Genomic DNA, 21933 nt, shown 5'->3' with positions numbered 1-21933 from the left:
CACCTTTATCATGATCGTGATGAAGTGACGGTGCATTTATGGTTGCGCCCACAAACAGGCTTCTAATACCAATCAGTATAAACATTTAGTCACTCAGCGAGAGTTTAGCGGTTCTGAGGCAAGGTCTTTAAATGCTCCTGCATTAATGACATTCACCACATCCATGTGGTTTGCAACGAGTGAAGAGCATAGTTATTCTACGGTTAAGCTCGTTAACACAGCATCAGAATCGCTAAAACTCGCCATTCTGGCGCGTTTTTGGCTACCTACTTCTGCGTTGAATAACCTCACAAGGGAGCAACCATTGTTTCAGTTATTCGCCTTGAATTAGTTTGCCAAAAGCACGCTGAGTAGATCAAATTCTTATACTGATTGGTATAACTGCTATTTAGCAGCCAATAAACATAAAAAAGCCCTGACCATGTCAGGGCTTTTTTGTAAACACTGCTTATTGCTTACAGGCGGTCAATGACAGCTTGTGTGAAGTCAGTAGTGCCGTGTGTACCGCCAAGATCGCGAGTGGTACGGTCGCCTTCTTCAATAACCGCTGATACTGCACTGCGGATAGCTTCGGCTTTATCAGCCATGCCTAAATACTCAAGCATTTGGATAGAAGCTAAAATCACTGAAGTTGGGTTAGCGAGGTTTTTACCTGCAATATCAGGTGCGCTCCCATGTACCGCTTCGAAAATTGCCGCATCTTTACCGATATTAGCACCTGGTGCCATACCTAAGCCGCCTACTAGACCAGCACATAAATCTGACAGGATGTCACCAAACAGGTTGGTGGTCACAATCACATCAAAGTTTTCTGGGTTCATGACTAGCTTCATGCAAGTTGCATCAACAATCATCTCTTCAGTGGTAATATCTGGATAGCGCTCGCTCACTTCGCGGGCCACTTTCAGGAACAAGCCTGAAGTCGACTTCATGATGTTGGCTTTATGAACGATAGTGACCTTTTTACGGCCTTCTTTACGTGCTAATTCATAAGCAAAAGTTGTAATTTGCTCTGCACCTTGGCGAGTAATAATACTGGTCGCTTCAGCAGTTGCACCGTCATCAGAAACGGTTTGACCTAGGCCTGAATACATACCTTCAGTATTTTCACGTACGGTAATGATATCAATGTTGTCGTAACGTGCTTGGGTACCTTTAAAAGACAGTACCGGTCTAACGTTAGCGTAAAGGCTGAAAATTTTACGCAAAGTCACATTGATAGAGGTAAAGCCTTCACCCACTGGTGTGGTGAGGGGGCCCTTCAAAGTGATACGATTTTTTTCAATCAAATCTAAGGTGCTTTGCGGGAGTAGTTCACCTTGTTTCTCTAGTGCAGTTAGACCAGCATCTGCAAATTCATAGTCGAAGTCGCATCCGGCTTTATCGAGGATCTTGATTGCTGAATCGATAATACTAGGTCCAATCCCATCACCAGGAATCACGGTTATAGTTCTTTTTGACATGGAGAGTCCTTCCACGGTTGGTCGTTACTGCTATTGTCTGACCATGTCGGAAGACACGGTATTAATGACTGTGAAAATTATTATTTGTCGTCTCATACATTTTAAACACTTTTAAACACTTTTCACAGAAAAAGGTGAGCAATCTCACGTTTTTTTCTGTAGGGTAACTTGCAATAAACGGCGCTTATCACCATGATTGTTCGTTAAAGGTTAAAAAAGACGACTTTAGTCTAATAAAGTGAACCTATGAAGATTAACCATAATAAGAAAACGGGGAAGACTTTGAAGCCACTATCTTTCGCTACGCTGGCCGTTGTCAGTGCCAGCATATTCAGTCCTCACTTGCTTGCTAGCAATATCACGCCACAAACTGTGATGCAGTTTGAGTCACTCAAAAAGCCTGTTATATCAGCTGAAGGTAACACCCTGGCTGTTGAAGTCGCGCCCGATCGTGGTGACAGTCATGGCCTGGTGAAAACGCTAACATCTTCGCAACAATTTAGTGTTGAAAATGCATCTAAGCCGAAAGTGAGCCGAGATGGACATTTTGTTGCATTTGAACGTGATACGCCCTTGTTAACCAAGGAAACGGCGTCGGCAAAGGAAAAGAAAAAGCTTAAAGCGGGCATGGTGTTGCTTGATACCAAGACCGGCAAAGAAACCAGCTATGAGCAGGTAAAGTCTTTTCAATTTAATGACACAGGCACCCATTTAGCTATCTGGTTTGAAGCTGACCAAGAGAAAAAAACTGCCAAAGGTAGCGAAGACGATAACGCAGAGAATAAAGACAAAGCGCCTAAAATCGATAAGTTCGATAAAGGCAGTCGTTTTGTCTTGATAGATTTGGCTAACATGCAACAGCAAGCCTTTGAGCATGTTACCGCGTTTGCTTTTAACCGCAGCGGTAGCCATTTGGCGTTGGCAACCAATGACATTGCTAATCAGCTGCACCAGTTGCACTTGAGTGATTTAAAAGCCGGCAGCACCGCGCTAGTCAAGGCATACACTGACCAACAAATTGGCCATATTGCCGTCAGCGAAGATGGCCTGCGAGTCGCCCATACCTTTGGTGCGGTTGAGGCTAACCCCTACGGACGTGAATACCAACTAGCGATTTTTTATGTCAGTGATAATCGCTGGTTCACTGTGGTGAATAGTGCAGAGTGGACTCTGAATCGTTACAGTGAAGTCAGTTTTTCCGATGACAATAAGCGACTGTTCTTTGGTCGCGTCCCGCAAGTTAGCCAACAGTTAAGCCTGCCTGAAGTTAAACAAGCGCAAGATTTAACAGATAGCCAGGTGATAACCGGTCAACGTAATTTACGTATTTGGCATGGTGACGATCCGCGCATTAAACCCAATGAGATAGAGCAGTATGACAAAGAACTCAAACGCACTTATTTGGCGGTAATGCATTTAGCCAGCAATAATATTGTTCAGTTGGCAGACCAGCAGGTGCCTGATGTGCAGCTAGAGCAACAATCACGCTATCTACTGGCTAGCTCAGATATCCCTTATCGCAAAATGATCACCTGGGCGGGTTTTTATCGAGATTTCTACCTGATTGATATTAATACAGGGCGAAAAATTGCTTTCTTAACTCAGCAACCTTCGTCTGAAAGGCCTACATTGTCACCTGATGAGCGCTCGGTGGCTTATTATCAGCAGGGCGATCTGTTCTTGTATCAAATAGCCCAAGATAGACGGGTGAACCTGACTAAATCGTTAAAGACCCAGTTTAGTGATGAAGATCATGACTATCCGTCAATGCCACCTAGCTATGGTTTTGGTCCTTGGATAGCAGATGGTTCAGGTTTTATTGCTTACGACAAGTATGATGTGTGGCAGTTTAATACTGAGTCGCTGCAAGCATTTAGTCTTACTGCCAAACAGGGCCGTAAGCAGCAAATTCAGTACCGCGTGGCGGGACTGTATGAAGATAAAGAACAGCCTACCCGACTAGCGCCTGAGCAGGCAGTGTTATTACATGGTTATAATGAGCGCACAAAGGCTGACGGTTTTTATCAAGTTAACCTTGGCGTCAGTGGTGTCAGTAAACTGATGGCGGGTGAATACAAGCTTACCCCACTAGCGCGAGCGGAGAACAGCAGCGAGTTTGTGTTTTCAAAACAACGTTATGATCTGTTCCCCGATCTGTATGTGGGTGATGTTAGTCAACCACAAAAGGCGGTACAACAAACTAATTTAGACGCCCAAAAAGAGGGCTTAAATTGGAGCCACTCTGAACTAGTGACGTGGGCAAATGCCGATGGTAAGCCACTTGATGGCGTACTGATTAAGCCGACTAACTACCAAGAAGGTCAGCGTTATCCGGTATTAGTATATTTTTATCGCATTATGAGTGACCGTTTGCACGCCTTCCCGCAGATGAAAATTAATCATCGTCCAAATTTTGCTTGGTTTAGCGATAATGGCTATGCGGTATTCTTACCCGATATCCGTTTTGAAGTAGGTTACCCTGGGCCAAGTTCGGTGCAGGCGCTGAATTCAGGGGTGCAAAAACTAATCGATATGGGCATTGCCGACCCAGATGCTATTGGTATACAGGGGCATTCATGGGGTGGGTATCAAACCGCTTTTGCCGTTACACAAACGCACATCTTTAAGGCTGCGGTAACCGGAGCGCCAGTTTCAAACATGACAAGTGCATACAGTGGCATTCGCCATGGCAGTGGTTTAGCGCGTCAGTTCCAGTATGAGACCGGTCAAAGTCGTATCGGTGAGAGCTTATTTAAGTCGCCGCACAAATACATTGAGAACTCGCCGGTATTTTATGCCGAGCGCATTAAAACACCGATGATGATCATGTTTGGTGATAAAGATGATGCGGTGCCTTGGGAGCAAGGCGTTGAAATGTATCTAGCGATGCGTAGGGCGGGTAAAGATGTGGTGTTCTTGCAGTATCAAGATGAACCACATCACTTGAAAAAATATCCAAATAAGCTCGATTACAGCATTCGCATGATGGAGTACTTCGACCATTACCTTAAGGGCAAACCTGCACCGCAGTGGTTGCAACAAGGCGAAGCTTACCAAGAGTATAAAAAAGCTGACTAATCAACATAATGTCTAACAAAGCCGAGCGATAATGCTCGGCTTTTTAATACTTGACTTGCAGGCTATAGCACGGCAGTTTAGAAGGCTAATCGCAAACAAGGAGCGTAATGATTTTATGGATGATCGCCGTGGCCCGCAGGTTAAGTTTCCCCCACCTATGATGTTTATCAGTATGATTTTAGTTGCCATGGCATTGGAATTGGCTGTACCTATGGGCTTTAAGTTGCCTGAGCCTGTGCATTATATGGGGCTACTGCTGCCGCTAGTAGGCTCGCTTGCGTTGTTAAAAATAGCGATTAACTTTCGCCAGAAATCAACCAATATCGAACCTTGGAAACCTACTTCAACAGTGATTGTTGACGGTATTTATGCTTACAGTCGCAATCCCATTTACCTGCTATTTTGCAGTTACCCCTTAGGTATCGGACTGTTTGTAGGTAAAGGTTGGGTCATTTTAAGTACCTTGCCATCACTGGTGTTGGTGTACCAGTTTGCCATTGCACCCGAAGAGCGCTATTTGACCCAAAAGTTTGGTGACGACTATCAAGACTATTGCCGCAAAGTACCACGCTGGTTATTGTGGTTTTAGGGTTTAGCACTGCTAAAGACATAGCAGTGCATGAGCTGAAGTTTATTGAGAGGTTTCGCCCGCAGGAATAGAGGCGGTGACATATTGATTATAAGTGTCATCGCCCCAGGCAATGAGCTTATTGTCTTGAAAGAGTAACGGCGTGCATTCATCTCGAGTGGTCTCACCATCTGATTTGGTATGGTGGGTACGATAAAAAAGCACTTGTAAGCTGACGCCTTGGCTCATTTTTGCTTCGCTGAAATCCGCATTGCCTAATAGTAGTCTCACTTCTTCTATGCTTTGGCCTAGATTAATCTCAGTCAGTTTAGCTGCGTTATAGGCTTGTCTATCTTCCCAATCCATTTCATCAGGCGTAGGTTCATAAACTAATACCACTACAGCCACAAAAGCTAAATAAGCGGCAAAAATAGATCCAATAATGACGGGTGCTTTTGATTTCATATCGTCGAACAATCCTTGAACTTGCTACACGTACGGGACGTGTAATCTATAAATCTGTGCAGTGATATTACACTGTCTGTTATCTTTACTTGGATAAGATAGCGACATTCGACCGTCGGGTAAATGTGAGATAAGTAACTTAATGTTTACATTCTGGCAATCATTTGGCTAATCTGAACTGGCTTAGATTGACCTCTAACGGCATATCTATTTGTAATTGCACAAGTTTGTAGCTCATTCTGGCGAGTTGTTTGCCCGACTCGAGCTTTTTTGCTTGTTTAGCCCCAATATTTTCAATTGACGCATAAATATTAGCCAGTGTGCGGTAGGTGCGTAACAATTCCATCGCAGATTTAGGGCCAATACCGGGCACGCCTGGGACTTTATTGCCACTGTCACCTGCTAATGCGAGGTAATCGATAAATTGTCCATGATCGACACCTAGCTTCGCTTCTCGCTCCTCAACGGTGATTGCTGCTTGGGCAAAATGATCCCATTGGCTAATTTGTGGATGGGTTAATTGGGTAAAGCCTTTGTCCGTTGAGACGATTATTGCTGCGCCCTTAGCCTTGACCATTTTGGTGGCGAGTGTGGCGATAACATCATCGGCTTCGCTATCGGCATCTATCGATTGCACGCCAGCAGCTGCCAGAGCTTGTTTAATGTCACCTAAGCCTGCCTCTAATGCCGCGGGCATAGGTTTTCGATCTTTTTTATAATCTTCATACAGGCGTTTACGCCATGACTGTTGTTTACCATCCCATACAATAACGGCATGGCTGGGTTGATGATATTGGATGAGCTTTTGGCAGGCTGACGTCAATCGCGGCGCTAAACCGTCGATATGGGTGTCGTCTTTTTGTGCGGCGTGCATGCGCCGCACTAAATTTAAACCATCAATTATTAACAGGGTGTTCATGGGGTCAAGCAGTTGTCCTTTTGCTTAATAATAAATTGCGCATCACCGATGTTAAGTGATGATGCGATAACAGGGCACATAATCACTGCCAGGCAGTTTCATACGTTGCTGCTCAACAAATGCTTGTAGCAGCTCATCCATCATGGCCATCAAGGCTTTATCACCCTTAATTTCAAACGGCCCTTCGGCTTGAATCGCCTTTATGGTGTCCATTTTTACATTGCCCGCTACGATACCAGAAAAGGCTTTACGTAGGTTAGCCGCCAGTTCGGCTTTATTATCCTGAAAGTGTAAATCTAGGCTATGCATGGCCTCGTGGGTGGGCTCAAACGGAAGTTGAAATTCTGGCTCGATTTTCAAAGACCAGTTGTATTGATAGGAATCGCCGCTGTCTTTACGGTCTGATTGCACTTCGTCCAAGCCGTGGCTCATGATTCTGGCCACGCGGACCAGATCATCGATGACGATTTCATATTTATCTTGTGCTTGTTGACCAAGCGTAGCGCCAATAAATTTGTCGATTTTATTGAAATACTCTGCACTGGCTGCAGGACCAGTTAATATCAGCGGAAAGGGTCTATCTTGGTTGTCGCTATTGAGCAAAATGCCCAGTAGATACAGTAGTTCTTCTGCGGTACCAGCGCCGCCAGGGAAGATCACAATGCCGTGACCCATGCGCACAAAGGCTTCTAGGCGCTTTTCAATATCCGGTAAAATTACCAGCTCGTTGACAATTTGATTAGGTGGCTCGGCAGCGATAATGCTGGGCTCTGTAAGGCCTATATAACGTGCGGTGGTGATCCGTTGCTTAGCATGACCAATCGCTGCGCCTTTCATTGGGCCTTCCATTGCGCCCGGGCCGCAACCAGTGCAGATATCATGGCCGCGTAATCCCAGTTCGTAGCCGACTTCTCGGGTATAGAGAAACTCATTGTCATTGATACTGTGGCCGCCCCAGCACACAACGATATTGGGTTCTTGGCGCGGCATCACTTTAGCGTTGCGCAGGATATCGAATACCACATTGGTGATGTGGTTCGAGTTGGTTAAGTTAATGTGCTTAAGATTTTCATAGCGATCACTGATATAAACAATGTCGCGTAGTACGGCAAATAGATGCTCTTGAATTCCGGTGATGATTTTACCGTCAACGAATGCGGCTTCGGGTGGATTGGTGAGCTCTATTTTGATGCCGCGTTCGCGCCTGAGCACCCGAATATTAAAGTCTTGGTATTGTGAGAATAGGTTTTCGGCATTATCGCTATTGAGCCCAGAGGCGAGTACGGCCAATGAGCAGTTGCGATACAGTTGGCATAAATCACTTTTGGCGTTTTGCTTGAGGCGATCGACTTCCAGTTGTGAAAGTTGATCCATACTGCCTCGGGGACTGATGTTGACTAACATGGCAACTCCTTAGTAGAGCGGCGTGCAGACCCAGGAACTTGATAAATAAACTAAAAATTGTCTGCGCTTATACGTCAATAACCACTCTATCTCTGCTTTCGTGTTTTGCTTTGTATAGGGCTGCATCTGCTCTTTCAAATGTCTCGTTGATGAGCTCATTATTCATGATTTGTGCGGCACCTATAGATACTGTAACCGTAATCCGCTGATTTTTAAACTTAAAGGGAATATTTTTCACTTTCTCCCTTACCCGATTAAGCAGTTGGTCTATGTCGGTAGCCGATACGTCAGGTATTAGCATGACAAACTCTTCACCGCCATAACGGGCAACAAATTCGGTTTCACGTAGCGAGTTTTTAAGTGCCATAGAGATAACTTGTAAGGTCTTGTCACCGGTACTATGGCCAAAGGTATCGTTGATTGATTTGAAGTGATCGATATCAGCCACCGCAACCCACAATGGCTGTTTATGGCGCTGATGATTGCGATACTCTTGCTCCATGCGCTCTTCCAATGCCGCGCGGTTTGGTAGCTGGGTGAGGGTATCTAACAAGTTGAGCTTTTGCTGTTCAAATAAGCGCTCTTTATAGGTATTGGCTTCGCGGCTCAGTTCGTTGAGCTCTGTGCGCATGGTTTCCATCGACTTACGCAGCAGGGCTTGCTCTCGCTGCTCTAAAGCTTCTTTGCGTCCCAGCGCTGTGCGCAGTGAAGCCAGCTGCTCTGTAACTTGCGACTTCAAGCTGTGAATGTCATCAATATCGATTATTGCATCGCCAACATTATCAACGCGGCTGTTAATCTCGCGGTTGAGCTGTTTTTTTAATTGGAAGCTACGTTGATTATTGTTGTATGAATCGCTAACGACTTCGCGCACCGCTGACAGTGCATCGTTAAGCGCATATAAGAACTCTTGCGACGCTGACTTCTCAAGCGCAATGTTCTCTAACAATAAGCTTAAGATGGTCTGGTAGGCATCAATTAAGCTTTCAACTTCAATGTCATCGGTTAGGGTGTCTTTAACGACTAAAACTTGGTCGCGCTGATCTTTGCGAAACTCAATTTCTGAGATCATTTGCGCCAGTTCATGGGCTAACTGTCGATGCTTAGGCAGGACTTCTAGCTTGTCACCTTGAGTCAGTTGCTCTTGTAAAATTGCGTCGTAAAAGCCAACCAAGCGTTCGACTTTAGGAATATAGTCCCAAAAGGTATGGAAAGGTTTGGCTAGCTCTTGTTTAAAGTAGCTGATCTCTTTTTTCAGTTGCGCAGGGGCTGAGTCTACCCGTTGTAATTGGCGGATGACTTTAGACAGGCTGGTGCGACCGTCTTCTAGTTGCACCATCACATGGTTGTATTGTTGTTTGAGGATTTGCTCAACTTCAACCAGCTCAGGTAAGGCTTCTTCTACCCGATCAAAACCACCGAGTTTGTGGCGTAATTTGGCTAATTTATTATCGAGTTCAAGGTTTTGTCCTTTACAGGCCAGGCTTAAATGGCCGATAAACTGCAGTAATGACGCCAGCTTTTGATTATGATCTTCGTTCATCTCCTCTAACGCTGCACGAGCTGAGTGCAACTTTTGTTTGAGCAGAGTTATTTGCGAAATATTAGCCGTCGTATCCTTCATGTTTACCTTTGATTCAGCGTCCTTGTTTAATGTTCGATTTGGATAGTTTAACAAAGTTTGACTCTCGTCATGTTAGCCGATTAATTGTTTACTGAAAATCAGTATTTTATCGGCACAATTATACGCTAACTTTAATCAATTTAGACTATCCACATCAATATCTTGATGACTTTTCCATCTTGGCCACAAAATCGTGTCTTTATTACCGTTCGTTGTCACTTTTAACAGGCCACGGGCGATGGCTTTTTCTAAGTGTAAGTATAGTGGAGATGTAAAAATTGCCACTGGCGTAAAATTAAGAGGCTTAAAGGTGACGTAGTAATCTTGCGATTCACCTAAGCTTTGGGCACCGGCGAGCACCATTTGCAAACTCGTGTAGTAGGTTTGCGCCGACAATTTAGCATTTGGGTTATCCAGTAGTGGCAATTGCAGTAGCCCTAAATGTATGGCGGTATCGCCGTGGTGCTCATTGATTGCCAAGCGAATTTGTTCTAACAAGTGTTGCGGCTCCACTTGCTCGTGTAAACACAAGCTAAATAGCCCTGGGCGTATTACAAATACTTGCGCACCCGTGCGCTCAACTATGGCATTAAATTGCTCTGCAATCATGTCGCTATTACACGCTAAGCCCTGATTAATATCACTATTAAGCTGAGCGGTAAGTGAAAAGCTGGCAATAGTTTTTGGCTTGTCAGTATCACTCAGGTGGGCGATTAGCGCCCGATAGCCCGGCAGTTGGCTAAGCGGGTCTTGCAAAACTTGCTGACTGAGTTGTTGTTCTCGTAACTGTAATTTCTTTCGACCTTGGCGCACATTAAATAAAGTGAGCAAGCTAAATGCCAATATGATGCAGATAACCACTAAGGCAATTTTTGATTGTTCCAGCGCTGCTTGGCTGTCTTTTTGTTTGCTGCTTAATTGGTTGAGTTCTGGTTTTAACTTCTGTTCTGTCAGTGAGCTTGTTTGGCCACTCTCTTCACTACTGGTTTGCTGACTGCGTGCATTGGCATGGACGATAAGTTGTTCGATAACTTGCAGCGTTTCATCCAGTTGACCTGTGTTTTTCAGGGCATTGGCGTGATATTGTAGTGCTTCAATTTGCTCATCTAACAAGGTTTGGCTGGTTGCGAGCTCGTAAGCTCTAGTGGCATGGGTATCGACCAGTTGCCACTGCGCTGCGCTATTGGCGACCTCGGCAATCAACAGATCGCTGTAGACTAAGTAATGATTACTCTTGCGTTGTACAAATATGCCATTGGACTCTTTTAATACATCGAGTGCCAGTTGAGTTTGGCCATTATTGTAATAAGCTTCACCAAGGTTATGGTAGTTCAAAGCTTGGGCAGTATAGTTTTTTCGTTTAACATCTAATTGATGAGCATTTAGATAGTAATCAATAGCCTGGTTCCACATCCCTTGTTCGCCATACACCATAGCGATCACGGTCATTGAAGCTGACACATAGCTGTCATGTTCAAGCCGGGTAAATTCTTCAGCTGATCTATGGGCATAAGTCAGGGCTTCGTCCCACGAACGTAAATCACGATATACCCGCGCTAAACTAAGTTGTAACTGTGCTTTTAAGTAAGGTTTGTTGAGCTGTTCTGATAATCGAATCGCTTCAGCGTAGTGCTGTAGAGAGCGGGTCAATTGCTCGGTTTTATTATAATAGTGACCCATAGCCGCTTCGGCTTTAGCTATCAGGTAACCGTTTTTCAGTTGGTAAGCCAGCTGTCGATATTGGCCTAAATGATAAAGCCCTTGTTCATTTTGACGCACAATACGATTCAAATCGCCCAAGTGCTGATGAATCGTATGTTTTAACAATAATGCCTGTACACCACTAAGCGATTGCACTTTGTCTAGTGCGCGATTGTACTCGGTGATAGCGGTAGGGAAGTCTTGGCGACTGCGACCCGCAAAGCGGCCTTGCATGGCATATAAAAAAGCTAAGTCATACTCGCTGTGGGAGATGATACTGAGCTGTTCTATGAGTTGCTGGGCTTGGGGGAAGTTGTTTTCAACCTTTACACCGGTTGCGAGCAGTAAACGTAACGTCAGCTGCAGCTGCTGTTTAAGCTCCTGGGGTGTGAAGCCCTGCGATTGAGCCACCGCGTTAAATTCAGCTTCATCGCTAAAGGTGATTGGCAGTGTAATCGTACTGGTAACATCTTTATATAAGTCAGCCGCAGACTCACGAACTTTAACTTCTATGGCAATATTATCAACAGCATAGGCTACATTTGACAGCAATATTAAGCTGAGAAAAATCAAGGTAAATATAGGGCGCATTTATATAGAGTTACCTACCCATGTAAACTGGGTTTTTAAATTATTGTTGCTTATAAAGGCTATTATCGCCAATACGCGATATACTTCTGGCACTATTTCCTAACAATAATAACAGAAGGAAGCCAGAGTGAAACTAGCAGTATCCTTGATTTTATTTCTTGCAGGGCTTTTTAGTGTAAACACATATGCGCAGGTCAATTATCATATCGACCTTACCGAGCCACATCATCACTTGGCCAAGGTCAGCGTCACTTTCCCCACAACAGAGCAAAGCCAATTAAAGGTTAATTTACCGGTTTGGCGCACCGGTAAGTACGAAGTGCTGCCCTTAGGCGATGTAATTCGCTACTTTACGGCGATAGACGCTCATGGCAATCGCTTGCCTTGGCAGCGCACCGCTAGTGGTGAGTGGACGGTGAAATCAACCCAACCTAGCGCTGTCACGGTTAGCTATCAGGTTTATGCCAATAAACTTGGCCAACGTGTGTCGCATATTAATGACAGCCATGCTTATCTCGATGCCAGTGGAGTATTTGTTTATAGTCCGAGCTTTCGCAATGAACCACAGCAAGTTGATTTGAGTGTACCGCAGGACTGGCGCAGTTATTCCGGTATGGTGAGTGGCGATAAAACTCACCGTTTTATGGCATTGAACTATGACGTGTTGGTTGACTCCCCGATAGAAACCGGCATTAGTCAGCATCGTCAATTTAGCGCTGATGGCCGCGACTATGAACTGGTAGTGTGGGGTGAGGGCAATTACAACTTAGATGAGATGGTGACAGACTTAACTAAGTTAAGTGGCCAAGCTAAGGCGATTTGGTCTGACTATCCCTTTGAGCGGTATGTGTATATGGTGCATGCCACCAGTGGTGCCAGCGGCGCGACAGAGCATCTTAATTCGACGGTGATCCAGCGACCAAGATTTAGCTTTAGAGAGCGCAAAGACTACTTGGGCTTTATTAAAACGGCCTCACACGAGTTTATCCATACTTGGAATGTGAAAGCCTATCGCCCGCAAGGGCTAGTGCCTTATAACTATCAGCAGGAAGGCATCACTGAGTTGTTATGGATTGCAGAAGGCTCTACCAGTTACTTTCAAAGCCAATTATTGCTGCGAGCAGGCGTGATAACTGCCAAAGAGTTTTTAGCTGACTTAGCAAGACGCGTTGATAGCAGTATCAATACCCCAGGTCGCGCGGTGCAATCTATTGCCCAAGGCAGTGCCAATAAGTGGGTATCAAGCGGTGGTGACTATGCCAAAAACCACAGTGCTAATATCTACTCAGAAGGCTTTATTGCCTCTTGGGCGCTGGATTTTGCTCTACTACAAGACACCAAGATGGCGAAATCATACCGAGATGTGCATCAGGCACTCTATGCAAACCATCGCATTCCTTTAGGCTATACCGTGAAAGATGTACAAGGGATTTTGCAACAAGTTAGCGGCAAAGATTATCAAGCTTGGTGGCAGCAACATATTAATCAGCCTTTAGTGCTTGATTATCCGGAGTTACTGCAGCAAGCGGGCTTAGCCATGCGTTACGCTAGCGATAATAGCGTGCAAGTTGATAGTGGCTTTGAGGCCAAAAAAGGCAGTTTAGTCCTGCAACATGTGGCTTTAAATGGTCCCGCGTGGCAGGCTGGTATTGTCAATGGCGATGAGATTATTGCCATCAATGGCCTGCGAGTGACGGCAAAAGGATTGTCGCAACGCTTAAAAGATTTTGCGCCTAATGACAGTATTGAGCTGCTGCTGTTTAGTGATGACAAACTTAAACAAGTGACATTAACCTTAGGAGAGAAGCCGAGCGGTGATTTGTCATTGGTGAGTGTTGATAAACCTTCTGCAGCACAGAAAGCCTTTTTTAGCGCCTGGCTAGGTATCGATTGGCCATTTGACGACGCGGGCGAGCTGCAATAATAGCGTGTTGATGGCGTAGAGAATAAAAAACCACCGTAAGGTGGTTTTTTTATTATTGGTGCCGTGCTGACTAATTATAAACTGTCTTCCAAGCCGCCAAGCACTTCAACTAATGAGTTCATCAAGGCGATGAGCTCGCTGCCCATTAAGGCAAAGTCAGCATCTAATCGTGCGATGGGGTCATCATTACCCACATCATCATTGCCAGCTCTAAACTCTTCAGAGAATTTCAAGCGCTTGATCCCAGCATCAGATTGCAGCACAAAAGCAATGGATTGGCCAAAGTGCAGTGCTAACTTGTGCACTTGCTTGCCCACTTCAAGATGCGCCAGTACTTCAGCTTCTACTAGGCTTTGCTGCTTAAACTTAACGATGCCGCCTTCATCTGAGTCAGATTTTAATTCGGCTTCATCTTGCATTTCAAAAGGTGCTGGCGCGTGGTTTTCTTGCAGCCATTGGGTCATCTGGGTTTCCAATGGGGTTTTAAAGCTCAGTGGAATCACAGGTAAAGAGCCGAGTGCTTTTCGCAATAGCGCTAATAACTCTTCTGACTTAGCGGCACTTGAACTGTCGACTAAAATCATATCGATTTCAGGCAAAATCAGCGCGTGAATTTGGCTTCTACGTGAAAAAGCACGCAGTAAAAGCGTGGTGGTGATCTCTTCTTTTAGTGCATCTTTCTCTTTTTTGGCGAGCTTTCGGTCTTCTTCGGCTTCAAGTTGCGCCACTTTTTCTTCAAGCGCTTCTTTAATTACCTGTGCGGGAAGAATCTTTTCTTCTTTAGTTGCACAGATAAGATGACGGTCATTGGCACTGTGCACCAGAGCATCGCCATGCTTGCCTAGGGCCTTGGAGAAGCCGAACTTGCTGATATCTTGGCTAGAACAAGGAGAGAAAGTGAAGTCTTCTAGCGATTTCTCTAGCGCTTCTGTATCGACAGAGAAAGGTTTATTAAAACGATAAACGGTGAGATTTTTAAACCACATAACAGGCGCTCAATCAAAAATAAAACGGCAGTGTATGCCATTGCAGGCGCGCGGTAAACCATTAGATAAACCGATTTAAATGTTATCAAAGTGATAATTCATCAAACTGTCATATTTTTTGTGACAGTTAGAAAAGCCCGTCGTGGCGCGCTTTTCGGCCTGTATTGCTAACATTTTTGCAACAGACGTGACTAATTTAGCAATCAATTGAAATAAAACTGCAATATAACAAATGCACACTTTCGGCCGTCCAAACCAATAACCAGACGAAGTAAACGTCGAAAGGATTAAATGATGAACGCTTTTTGTAAAACTTTACTAGCCTCTGCCCTTGCTACTGCGACTCTTGCCTCAGCGCATGCTGCAGATCCTCTTACAGTTTACGGCAAATTAAACGTTACAGCGCAATCTAATGATGTACAAGGCGACTCTGAAACGACTATCCAAAGCAACGCGTCACGCTTAGGTGTTAAAGGCGCATTTGAACTTAGCAGCTCACTAGAAGCTTTTTATACTATCGAGTATGAAGTTGATACGGGTGATGATGCGAAAGAGAACTTCAAAGCCAGAAACCAGTTTGTTGGCCTACGTGGCAACTTTGGTGCCGTTTCTGTTGGTCGTAACGATACTATGTTGAAAAAGTCACAAGGAAAAGTGGACCAATTCAACGACCTATCAGGTGATCTTAAGAGCTTGTTCAAAGGTGAGAACCGTCTAGCACAAACTGCAACTTACGTAACGCCTTCAATGAGCGGTTTCCAGCTAGGTGTCACTTACGCTGCAAGTGGTGACAGTGATCAGCTTGAGCAAGATGGCTACAGCTTAGCGGCAATGTACGGTGATTCAGGCCTTAAGAGCTCACCAATCTATGCATCTATTGCTTATGATTCAGATGTAAAAGGTTACCAAGTTGCGCGTGCAACCGTACAAGGTAAAATTGCAGGTTTCAAACTAGGTGCAATGTACCAGCAAGAAGAAAAAGTCTATGACGTTGACGACAATGATGAAGTCAACCCATTTGATGGCGACAGCTACTCTGGCTACCTATTGAGCGCTGCTTACACTATCGACTCAGTGGTACTTAAAGCGCAGTTCCAAGATATGGAAGACAAAGGTGATTCTTGGTCAGTGGGCGCAGACTACAAACTAGGTAAGCCAACTAAACTGTTTGCTTTCTACACTGCGACTAGCTACGAAGGCGCAGCCAAAGATGACAACTTCATCGGTTTAGGCCTTGAGCACAAGTTCTAAATTGTTTTGATTTAAAAACAATCAAATGTTTAAAAGGAGGCCTTAGGCCTCCTTTTTGCGATCTTACACGGCGTTTTTATGACATTTATTCGCGCTTTATGACAATATGCGCACAGTCGATCATAATTTTGTAATAAATCTGACCAATAATAGCGTTGAACATATTCACTGATAAAATTCACTGATAGAAGATCGCATATGACTGCTAGGATATTGATAGTTGAAGACGAGTTAGCCATCAGGGAGATGCTAACATTTGTGTTGGAACAGCACGGCTTTACGACAACTGCGGCAGAGGATTTCGATTCAGCCCTAGATATGTTGTCTGAGCCGTATCCAGACTTAGTGTTACTGGATTGGATGTTTCCAGGTGGCAGTGGTATCCAATTGGCGAAGAAATTGCGCCAAGATGAATTTACCCGTCACATTCCCATCATCATGCTAACAGCACGTGGTGAAGAGGAAGACAAAGTAAAAGGACTTGAAGTCGGCGCTGATGACTATATCACTAAGCCGTTTTCGCCAAAGGAATTAGTTGCACGTATTAAAGCCGTAATGCGTCGCAGTGCACCTACCGCGCTTGAAGAGCCGATAGATGTACAAGGTTTAGTTCTTGACCCTGTAAGCCACCGCGTGACTGTGGGTGAGCAGGTGCTTGATATGGGGCCGACCGAGTTTCGTTTACTGCATTTCTTTATGACCCACCCAGAACGTGTATATAGCCGTGAGCAGCTATTAGACAACGTTTGGGGTACTAACGTTTATGTTGAAGACCGCACTGTTGATGTGCATATTCGTCGCTTGAGAAAAGCGATTGAACCTTCAGAGCATGATCGTTTGATTCAAACTGTTCGCGGTGCAGGTTACCGTTTCTCTACCCGCCTATAGTAAATGAGTAGGCACAGAATCGCTTTTAGTTTAATCTGTGCCTGTTACTCATATTGGTTACCCTATGTTTGATTCATATTCTGGTTATCGACTGCTATCGCGGCTATTTTCTATTCTAGCCATATCGCTATTGATTGGCCTCATGGTTGGTGAAGTGCTATGGGTGATGTTGTTAGCCTGTATTACCTTGCTTGTTTGGCATTATCGTCAAATCTCCCGTCTTAATTATTGGCTCTGGCGTGACCGACGCCTAACCCCGCCTAATGGCAGTGGTAGCTGGGAAGGCATCTTCAATGGTATCTATCGCTTGCAAGGTAAGAACCGTAAGCGTGTATCACAATTAGCCTTCTTGCTTGGTCGATTTCGTCAAGGTGCCGAAGCCTTGCCCGATGCGGCGGTGGTACTTGATGCCGAGCACAACATTATTTGGTGTAACAAACTTGCACAGCTGATGCTTGGCTTAGTTTGGCCGCAAGATAATGGCCAGCGTATCGACAACTTGATTCGTTACCCTGACTTTTCTAAGTACCTCAAAAAAAATGATTACGATGAGCCATTTGAATTGGCCCGCTCGCAAGCCGATGGTCGGGTGTTAGAGATCCGAATTATGGGTTATGGGGCAGGGCAGTTACTGTTGATGGCGCGCGATATCACTCGAGTGCGGCAATTAGAAGGAATGCGCAAAGAGTTTGTGGCTAATGTTTCCCACGAACTTAAAACACCCTTGACCGTGCTGCAGGGTTACCTAGAAATGATGCAAGGCATGGCCGAGCCAAATTCGCCCAATGTAAAAGCCATGGATCAAATGCAGCAGCAAACTAATCGTATGCGCTCTATGGTAGAGCAATTATTAGTCCTGTCGCGGATTGAAGATGCACAAGGGGTTAACCTTGAGCACAAGGTCAATATGACCTTGATGATGGAAACCCTTAAAGAGGAAGCCAATGCGCTTTCACTTGAGCGCTACCAAATCATTGTTAACTTTGAACCAGATTTAGACATTTATGGTAATGAACTGCAACTGCGCAGTGCTTGCACTAACTTAGTGTCTAATGCTATTCGCTATACCGAACCTGGCGGCACCATTACGATTGCATGGCAACGTGTACCGCTAGGGGCTAAGTTTAGTGTCACCGATACCGGTGAAGGTATTGCGGCGCAACATTTAAGTCGACTCACAGAACGTTTTTATCGGGTAGATAGTGCGCGTTCACGTCAAAATGGCGGTACGGGTTTAGGTTTGGCGATCACCAAGCATGCTTTGAGTCATCACCAAAGTGAATTGCAGATCAATAGCCAAGTGGGTAAAGGCAGCTGCTTTAGCTTTATTATCCCTAACCGTTTATTGGTCAACGAAGGCGACGAGAATCCAAGCTCATCGTAAGATTATTGTCATTTAGCGTATAAATTTAAAACGGTCTGTTGTTAACAGGCCGTTTTTCGTTACTGAGCTGTGGCAGCTTGTTAACAGAAAAATGGTGCTATTTACTGTTTATAACAAACTGAGAAGTCGAATTGATTGCAGAATTTTGACGACTCAACGTAATATTTGGTCAAACGGGATCTGAATGGCGCAAATATGGCCGATTTTTGCTGTTTATTTGTCGCGTTGTCATTTAAGTGTCATATCTTAGTCATAGACTTGTCACTGTTGCGATTGATACTAGCTGCAACTTAATAAAGTTACTAAGCAACTTCGCTTAACATTGGAGCAAAGAATGAAACTTAAACAGCTTGTCGGTGCAGTTAGTCTTACAGCCGCTAGTGTCTTTTCTGCAGCATCTATGGCTGCCATTGATCAGACTCTACCAGTATATGAAAAAACCAGTGGTGTTTCAGGTAACCTATCTTCTGTAGGTTCAGATACCTTGGCAAACATGATGACTTTGTGGGCCGAAGAGTATAAAGAGCTTTATCCTAACGTAAATATCCAGATTCAGGCTGCAGGTTCTTCTACTGCGCCACCAGCTTTGACTGAAGGTACTTCACAGTTCGGCCCAATGAGCCGTCAAATGAAGCCAAACGAAGTTGAAGCATTTGAAAAGCATTATGGCTACCAGCCAACTGCCATTCGTGTTGCGATTGATGCATTGGCTGTATTCGTTCACAAAGATAACCCAATCAAAGGCTTAAGCATTGATGAGATCGACGGTATCTTCTCTGCAACACACAAGTGTGGTGGTGACGATGTTAAGCGTTGGGGTGATGTTGGCCTAGAAGGCGGTTGGACAGCACGCGACGTACAGCTATATGGTCGTAACTCTGTATCAGGTACTTACGGTTACTTCAAAAAGAAAGCACTTTGTAAAGGTGACTTTAAAGCGAACGTCAACGAGCAACCTGGTTCTGCATCAGTAGTACAGTCTGTATCACAATCATTGAATGCGATTGGTTACTCAGGTATTGGCTACAAAACTGCAGGTGTTAAAGCGGTAGCTGTATCTAAGAAGGGCGACAAGTTTGTAGACGCGACAGCGGCAAACGCAGCTAACGGTACTTACCCACTTTCACGTTACCTATATGTATACGTGAACAAGCACCCAAACAAAGACTTAGCTCCACTAGAGCGTGAGTTCCTACGCTTTGTACTGTCTAAGCAAGGTCAGCAAATTGTTGAGAAAGATGGTTATGTACCACTTCCTAGCACTGTGACTGCAAAAGACTTAGCTAAAGCCGGTATCCGTCTTTAATTAAGCTAATCAGTTTGACTTAAAAAGGCCTCAGTTGAGGCCTTTTTTGATCGTTAAACGGCAAGCTTATGGGATGCGTTTGACTATTTAGCTTGGCTAGCAAACTTAGCTTCTGATGATCGCCAGACAAAATGACCAAAAAATATGCCGCCTAGGGGAAACAACACCAAGGCAACGGCGGGTCTAACCCACAGAGGTTCAGTTGGCTCAATTAGGTGCATGATAACTGACCACATCAGCGCGGTAGAGATACCCCAATACAATACGCCATGTTGCATCACAAAACGTGTTTTACCTTTCGCTCTAATGACCGCCCATTTGTCGATATTCATTGCCAATCCTTTGGTTTTTATATTAATAGTTATTGCTTACTCGACAGGTAGCTTACTACAAACGCGAGATAAAAAAGTAGCCCTAAATGGTACACCCACAACACAAGCCAGTTTAATTGATCTGAAAGTGCAATATAGTGCGCTTTACGCTTTGTTAGCCAACTTGTCGTGCATGTGCTGGCGACAAAGCTCACTCCATTGTTGCTCACTTGGCATTTCGGCAAATTTTGCTAGGCTATCGCTAAGAAACCCGACATCCCAACTTGCATGGGAATCACTGTAAACATGAGCGATCACCGAGGTATCTACTGGCTCTGATAGCAGCCCAGCAGGCACCCAGTATGCATTGCCGCTGGCATTAATATTTGGCACTGGGCTGCCGCATATCTGGCAAAACTCTGATTTAAAACCAGACTCTGTAGAGAATGAGCGAATACTGCTTTGACCCGATAGCCATTTAAAATTAGGCGCTGCAATAATTAGCGCTGAGTTAGATGATGAACCAGATACCCGGCGACATAAAGAGCAATGGCATTGATAAACCGGGGGTAATTCAGCTGTTATTTCAAACGAGACGTGACCACACAAACAACTACCTTTCACTTAATGACTCCTTTCTTTTATCGGTTAAAGCGACTTATTCAACTATTTTCAAGGACATGTAATAAAACCGCTCTTTCTGAGTGTCGATTGTGAAACCAATGGTTTGGTACAAACTGACTGCAGGGCTAATTTTAAACACCCGTAGCCTAAGTTGATTGGCTCCAGCTTTTATTGCCAAGCGTTTGACTTCAGCTATCGCATCACGACCTATGCCTTTATTTTGAAACTGCTGCGCCACTTGTAAATCACGCAGGTAACAACCTTGGCTGCCATAGGCTAAGCGAATCGCACCGACAATCTCTCCGTTGTAAATAATATCCCAGTTTTCTAAATCGGCTATTTGCGTATGGATTTGTGGCAGCTGCCATTCAACCGAGTAATGTTCATAGTAGCTACGCATGTTATCAAAAGTGATTTGAGCTGAAGCTAACAAGTCTGCAGTAGGTTGAAACGATATCACTGTCGATGATCTCCTTATCACGTTAGACAAGAGTCTACTTTGTGCCGATCTCGTTAGGCAATGCACCCGCTAGATATTAGATGATGATATAAGGCAATTGGTAGACTTGATGGGCCACATTGAGCTGCTTAAATAGGACTAGCCAACTGTTAATTTTCCGTTTAAGCAACTCGTTAGGTTTTACGTAGTTTGAGTATTTGCGATTTTGTTTTTAAAAACACAAAAACACTGAGGGCCAATATGACAAATGCAGGAATTCCTTCGGCGACAGGTGTATGCATGACGTGAAAATACACTCCTCCGGCCATGATCATAGCGATACCAGCAGCTGAAATAGCGCAGAGAGGTCTGATGAACAACCCTATGGCGCCAGCGATTTCGCAAGCACCAATGAAGTAGCCGAACCACTCAGGTAGCCCCAGAATATAAAAACTTTCGTGAAGTTCAGGAACTCCTGATAATTTGGCAGATCCACCAGCTAGCAAAACAAGGGCAATTAATCCTCTTGCGATATTAAATCCGTATTTTTTCATTTCGAATACTCATACTTAGATACAAAGAGAAAACCTGATGCCATTACTAATGGGCGCATAAATTTTTGGCTAAAATTTGCGACGAAGGAGCGCAAGTCAAGCGTTTTGCGTCCTTTTGAGTAACTTTTCATATTGGTAAGCCCCTAGAACAGTAGACACTTCATAGAGTTATAATGAACCAAAAATATGAGGTGTTACATGCGCGGAAAACGATATCCCGACGAATTTAAAATCGAAGCCGTTAAACAAGTTACAGAACGTGGTCACCAGATCGCCGATGTGGCAGAGAGATTAGGCGTTACTCCCAAAAGTTTGCACAACTGGATTAACAAGTTTGATAAGCCAGAAAAGCAACACGTCACCATTGATAATCAACAAGACGAAATACGTAAGCTCAAGGCGGAGTTACGTCGAGTAACCGAAGAGAGAAATATCCTAAAGGAGGCCGCCGTG

At 44.5% G+C, this 21933-nt stretch carries 19 protein-coding genes; 8 read left to right on the top strand and 11 right to left on the bottom strand.

The window, feature by feature from the left end; translation table 11 throughout:
- Nucleotides 1-455 precede the first annotated feature (455 nt).
- Nucleotides 456-1463 carry an isocitrate dehydrogenase gene (locus L865_RS0118755; protein ID WP_028774648.1) on the bottom strand — a complete coding sequence of 336 codons (1008 nt, stop codon included), beginning with the start codon at nt 1461-1463 and terminating at the stop codon, nt 456-458.
- Between the two features lie 282 nt (nt 1464-1745).
- Here L865_RS0118755 and L865_RS0118750 point away from each other — a divergent pair, with 282 nt between their 5' ends.
- Nucleotides 1746-4541: a S9 family peptidase gene (locus L865_RS0118750; protein WP_425423652.1), complete on the top strand. Its 2796-nt coding sequence runs from the start codon at nt 1746-1748 to the stop codon at nt 4539-4541.
- A gap of 115 nt (nt 4542-4656) precedes the next feature.
- Nucleotides 4657-5130 carry a methyltransferase family protein gene (locus tag L865_RS0118745; protein ID WP_028774646.1) on the top strand — a complete coding sequence of 158 codons (474 nt, stop codon included), beginning with the start codon at nt 4657-4659 and terminating at the stop codon, nt 5128-5130.
- Nucleotides 5131-5172: 42 nt separating this feature from the next.
- Here the strand turns inward: L865_RS0118745 and L865_RS0118740 are convergent, their stop codons facing one another.
- The 5 genes from L865_RS0118740 to L865_RS0118720 all read right to left on the bottom strand — a co-directional run bounded on the left by L865_RS0118740 (nt 5173) and on the right by L865_RS0118720 (nt 11813).
- Entirely contained in the window at nt 5173-5574 is a 402-nt protein-coding gene (locus tag L865_RS0118740) for a DUF3192 domain-containing protein (protein WP_028774645.1), read from the bottom strand.
- Nucleotides 5575-5734: 160 nt separating this feature from the next.
- A complete protein-coding gene (gene xni / locus L865_RS0118735; protein WP_028774644.1) occupies nt 5735-6493 on the bottom strand; it encodes a flap endonuclease Xni in 759 nt (252 codons plus the stop codon).
- 51 nt (nt 6494-6544) lie between these two features.
- Nucleotides 6545-7897, bottom strand: coding sequence for a nucleotide 5'-monophosphate nucleosidase PpnN (gene ppnN, locus L865_RS0118730; RefSeq protein WP_028774643.1), 1353 nt, complete (start codon nt 7895-7897; stop codon nt 6545-6547).
- Between the two features lie 67 nt (nt 7898-7964).
- Entirely contained in the window at nt 7965-9521 is a 1557-nt protein-coding gene (locus tag L865_RS0118725; protein WP_028774642.1) for a GGDEF domain-containing protein, read from the bottom strand.
- 135 nt (nt 9522-9656) lie between these two features.
- Nucleotides 9657-11813, bottom strand: coding sequence for a tetratricopeptide repeat protein (locus tag L865_RS0118720; protein ID WP_028774641.1), 2157 nt, complete (start codon nt 11811-11813; stop codon nt 9657-9659).
- Nucleotides 11814-11940: 127 nt separating this feature from the next.
- On the opposite strand from L865_RS0118720, the gene L865_RS0118715 reads away from it, so the two are divergent.
- Nucleotides 11941-13737 carry a M61 family metallopeptidase gene (locus L865_RS0118715; protein ID WP_028774640.1) on the top strand — a complete coding sequence of 599 codons (1797 nt, stop codon included), beginning with the start codon at nt 11941-11943 and terminating at the stop codon, nt 13735-13737.
- Between the two features lie 74 nt (nt 13738-13811).
- Here the strand turns inward: L865_RS0118715 and rdgC are convergent, their stop codons facing one another.
- Nucleotides 13812-14723, bottom strand: a complete 912-nt coding sequence (rdgC, locus tag L865_RS0118710; RefSeq protein ID WP_028774639.1) for a recombination-associated protein RdgC — start codon at nt 14721-14723, stop codon at nt 13812-13814.
- A 291-nt stretch (nt 14724-15014) separates the two neighbouring features.
- Here rdgC and L865_RS0118700 point away from each other — a divergent pair, with 291 nt between their 5' ends.
- The 4 genes from L865_RS0118700 (at nt 15015) to L865_RS0118685 (ending at nt 19552) form a co-directional block, all read left to right on the top strand.
- Complete coding sequence (locus L865_RS0118700; RefSeq protein ID WP_028774638.1) at nt 15015-15974, top strand: porin; 960 nt, start codon at nt 15015-15017, stop codon at nt 15972-15974.
- 198 nt (nt 15975-16172) lie between these two features.
- Complete coding sequence (gene phoB, locus L865_RS0118695; RefSeq protein WP_028774637.1) at nt 16173-16862, top strand: phosphate regulon transcriptional regulator PhoB; 690 nt, start codon at nt 16173-16175, stop codon at nt 16860-16862.
- Between the two features lie 64 nt (nt 16863-16926).
- Nucleotides 16927-18246 carry a phosphate regulon sensor histidine kinase PhoR gene (gene phoR, locus L865_RS0118690; RefSeq protein ID WP_028774636.1) on the top strand — a complete coding sequence of 440 codons (1320 nt, stop codon included), beginning with the start codon at nt 16927-16929 and terminating at the stop codon, nt 18244-18246.
- A 334-nt stretch (nt 18247-18580) separates the two neighbouring features.
- On the top strand, nt 18581-19552 hold the full coding sequence (locus L865_RS0118685) for a PstS family phosphate ABC transporter substrate-binding protein (RefSeq protein WP_028774635.1): 972 nt from the start codon (nt 18581-18583) through the stop codon (nt 19550-19552).
- Nucleotides 19553-19635: 83 nt separating this feature from the next.
- Here the strand turns inward: L865_RS0118685 and L865_RS0118680 are convergent, their stop codons facing one another.
- The 4 genes from L865_RS0118680 to L865_RS24195 all read right to left on the bottom strand — a co-directional run bounded on the left by L865_RS0118680 (nt 19636) and on the right by L865_RS24195 (nt 21480).
- The gene (locus L865_RS0118680; protein WP_028774634.1) at nt 19636-19884 is read right to left on the bottom strand and encodes a hypothetical protein; all 249 of its coding nucleotides are present in this window, start codon (nt 19882-19884) and stop codon (nt 19636-19638) included.
- Nucleotides 19885-20028: 144 nt separating this feature from the next.
- Nucleotides 20029-20487, bottom strand: a complete 459-nt coding sequence (locus tag L865_RS0118675) for a GFA family protein (RefSeq protein WP_028774633.1) — start codon at nt 20485-20487, stop codon at nt 20029-20031.
- Nucleotides 20488-20521: 34 nt separating this feature from the next.
- Nucleotides 20522-20947, bottom strand: coding sequence for a GNAT family N-acetyltransferase (locus tag L865_RS0118670; RefSeq protein WP_028774632.1), 426 nt, complete (start codon nt 20945-20947; stop codon nt 20522-20524).
- Nucleotides 20948-21120: 173 nt separating this feature from the next.
- Nucleotides 21121-21480 carry a DoxX family protein gene (locus tag L865_RS24195; protein ID WP_037471593.1) on the bottom strand — a complete coding sequence of 120 codons (360 nt, stop codon included), beginning with the start codon at nt 21478-21480 and terminating at the stop codon, nt 21121-21123.
- A gap of 198 nt (nt 21481-21678) precedes the next feature.
- Between L865_RS24195 and L865_RS0118660 the strand changes: the two genes are divergently transcribed.
- Nucleotides 21679-21933 (top strand): transposase (locus tag L865_RS0118660; RefSeq protein WP_028774631.1); only part of this gene is annotated, 255 nt, incomplete at its 3' end.

The sequence above is a fragment of the Shewanella waksmanii ATCC BAA-643 genome, from assembly GCF_000518805.1.
GTDB lineage: Bacteria > Pseudomonadota > Gammaproteobacteria > Enterobacterales > Shewanellaceae > Shewanella > Shewanella waksmanii.
Note: the sequence above shows the minus strand (reverse complement) of the source record. Positions and strands in the feature narration are given on the sequence as shown.

Excerpts from the sequence above, each read along its gene's own strand:
- phoR (WP_028774636.1), top strand. The coding sequence starts at position 16,927 with ATGTTTGATTCATATTCTGGTTATCGACTGCTATCGCGGCTATTTTCT.
- L865_RS0118685 (WP_028774635.1), top strand. The coding sequence starts at position 18,581 with ATGAAACTTAAACAGCTTGTCGGTGCAGTTAGTCTTACAGCCGCTAGT.
- L865_RS0118725 (WP_028774642.1), bottom strand. The coding sequence starts at position 9,521 with ATGAAGGATACGACGGCTAATATTTCGCAAATAACTCTGCTCAAACAA.
- L865_RS0118700 (WP_028774638.1), top strand. The coding sequence starts at position 15,015 with ATGATGAACGCTTTTTGTAAAACTTTACTAGCCTCTGCCCTTGCTACT.
- phoB (WP_028774637.1), top strand. The coding sequence starts at position 16,173 with ATGACTGCTAGGATATTGATAGTTGAAGACGAGTTAGCCATCAGGGAG.
- L865_RS0118755 (WP_028774648.1), bottom strand. The coding sequence starts at position 1,463 with ATGTCAAAAAGAACTATAACCGTGATTCCTGGTGATGGGATTGGACCT.
- rdgC (WP_028774639.1), bottom strand. The coding sequence starts at position 14,723 with ATGTGGTTTAAAAATCTCACCGTTTATCGTTTTAATAAACCTTTCTCT.
- L865_RS0118720 (WP_028774641.1), bottom strand. The coding sequence starts at position 11,813 with ATGCGCCCTATATTTACCTTGATTTTTCTCAGCTTAATATTGCTGTCA.
- L865_RS0118680 (WP_028774634.1), bottom strand. The coding sequence starts at position 19,884 with ATGAATATCGACAAATGGGCGGTCATTAGAGCGAAAGGTAAAACACGT.
- ppnN (WP_028774643.1), bottom strand. The coding sequence starts at position 7,897 with ATGTTAGTCAACATCAGTCCCCGAGGCAGTATGGATCAACTTTCACAA.
- L865_RS0118745 (WP_028774646.1), top strand. The coding sequence starts at position 4,657 with ATGGATGATCGCCGTGGCCCGCAGGTTAAGTTTCCCCCACCTATGATG.
- L865_RS24195 (WP_037471593.1), bottom strand. The coding sequence starts at position 21,480 with ATGAAAAAATACGGATTTAATATCGCAAGAGGATTAATTGCCCTTGTT.
- L865_RS0118740 (WP_028774645.1), bottom strand. The coding sequence starts at position 5,574 with ATGAAATCAAAAGCACCCGTCATTATTGGATCTATTTTTGCCGCTTAT.
- xni (WP_028774644.1), bottom strand. The coding sequence starts at position 6,493 with ATGAACACCCTGTTAATAATTGATGGTTTAAATTTAGTGCGGCGCATG.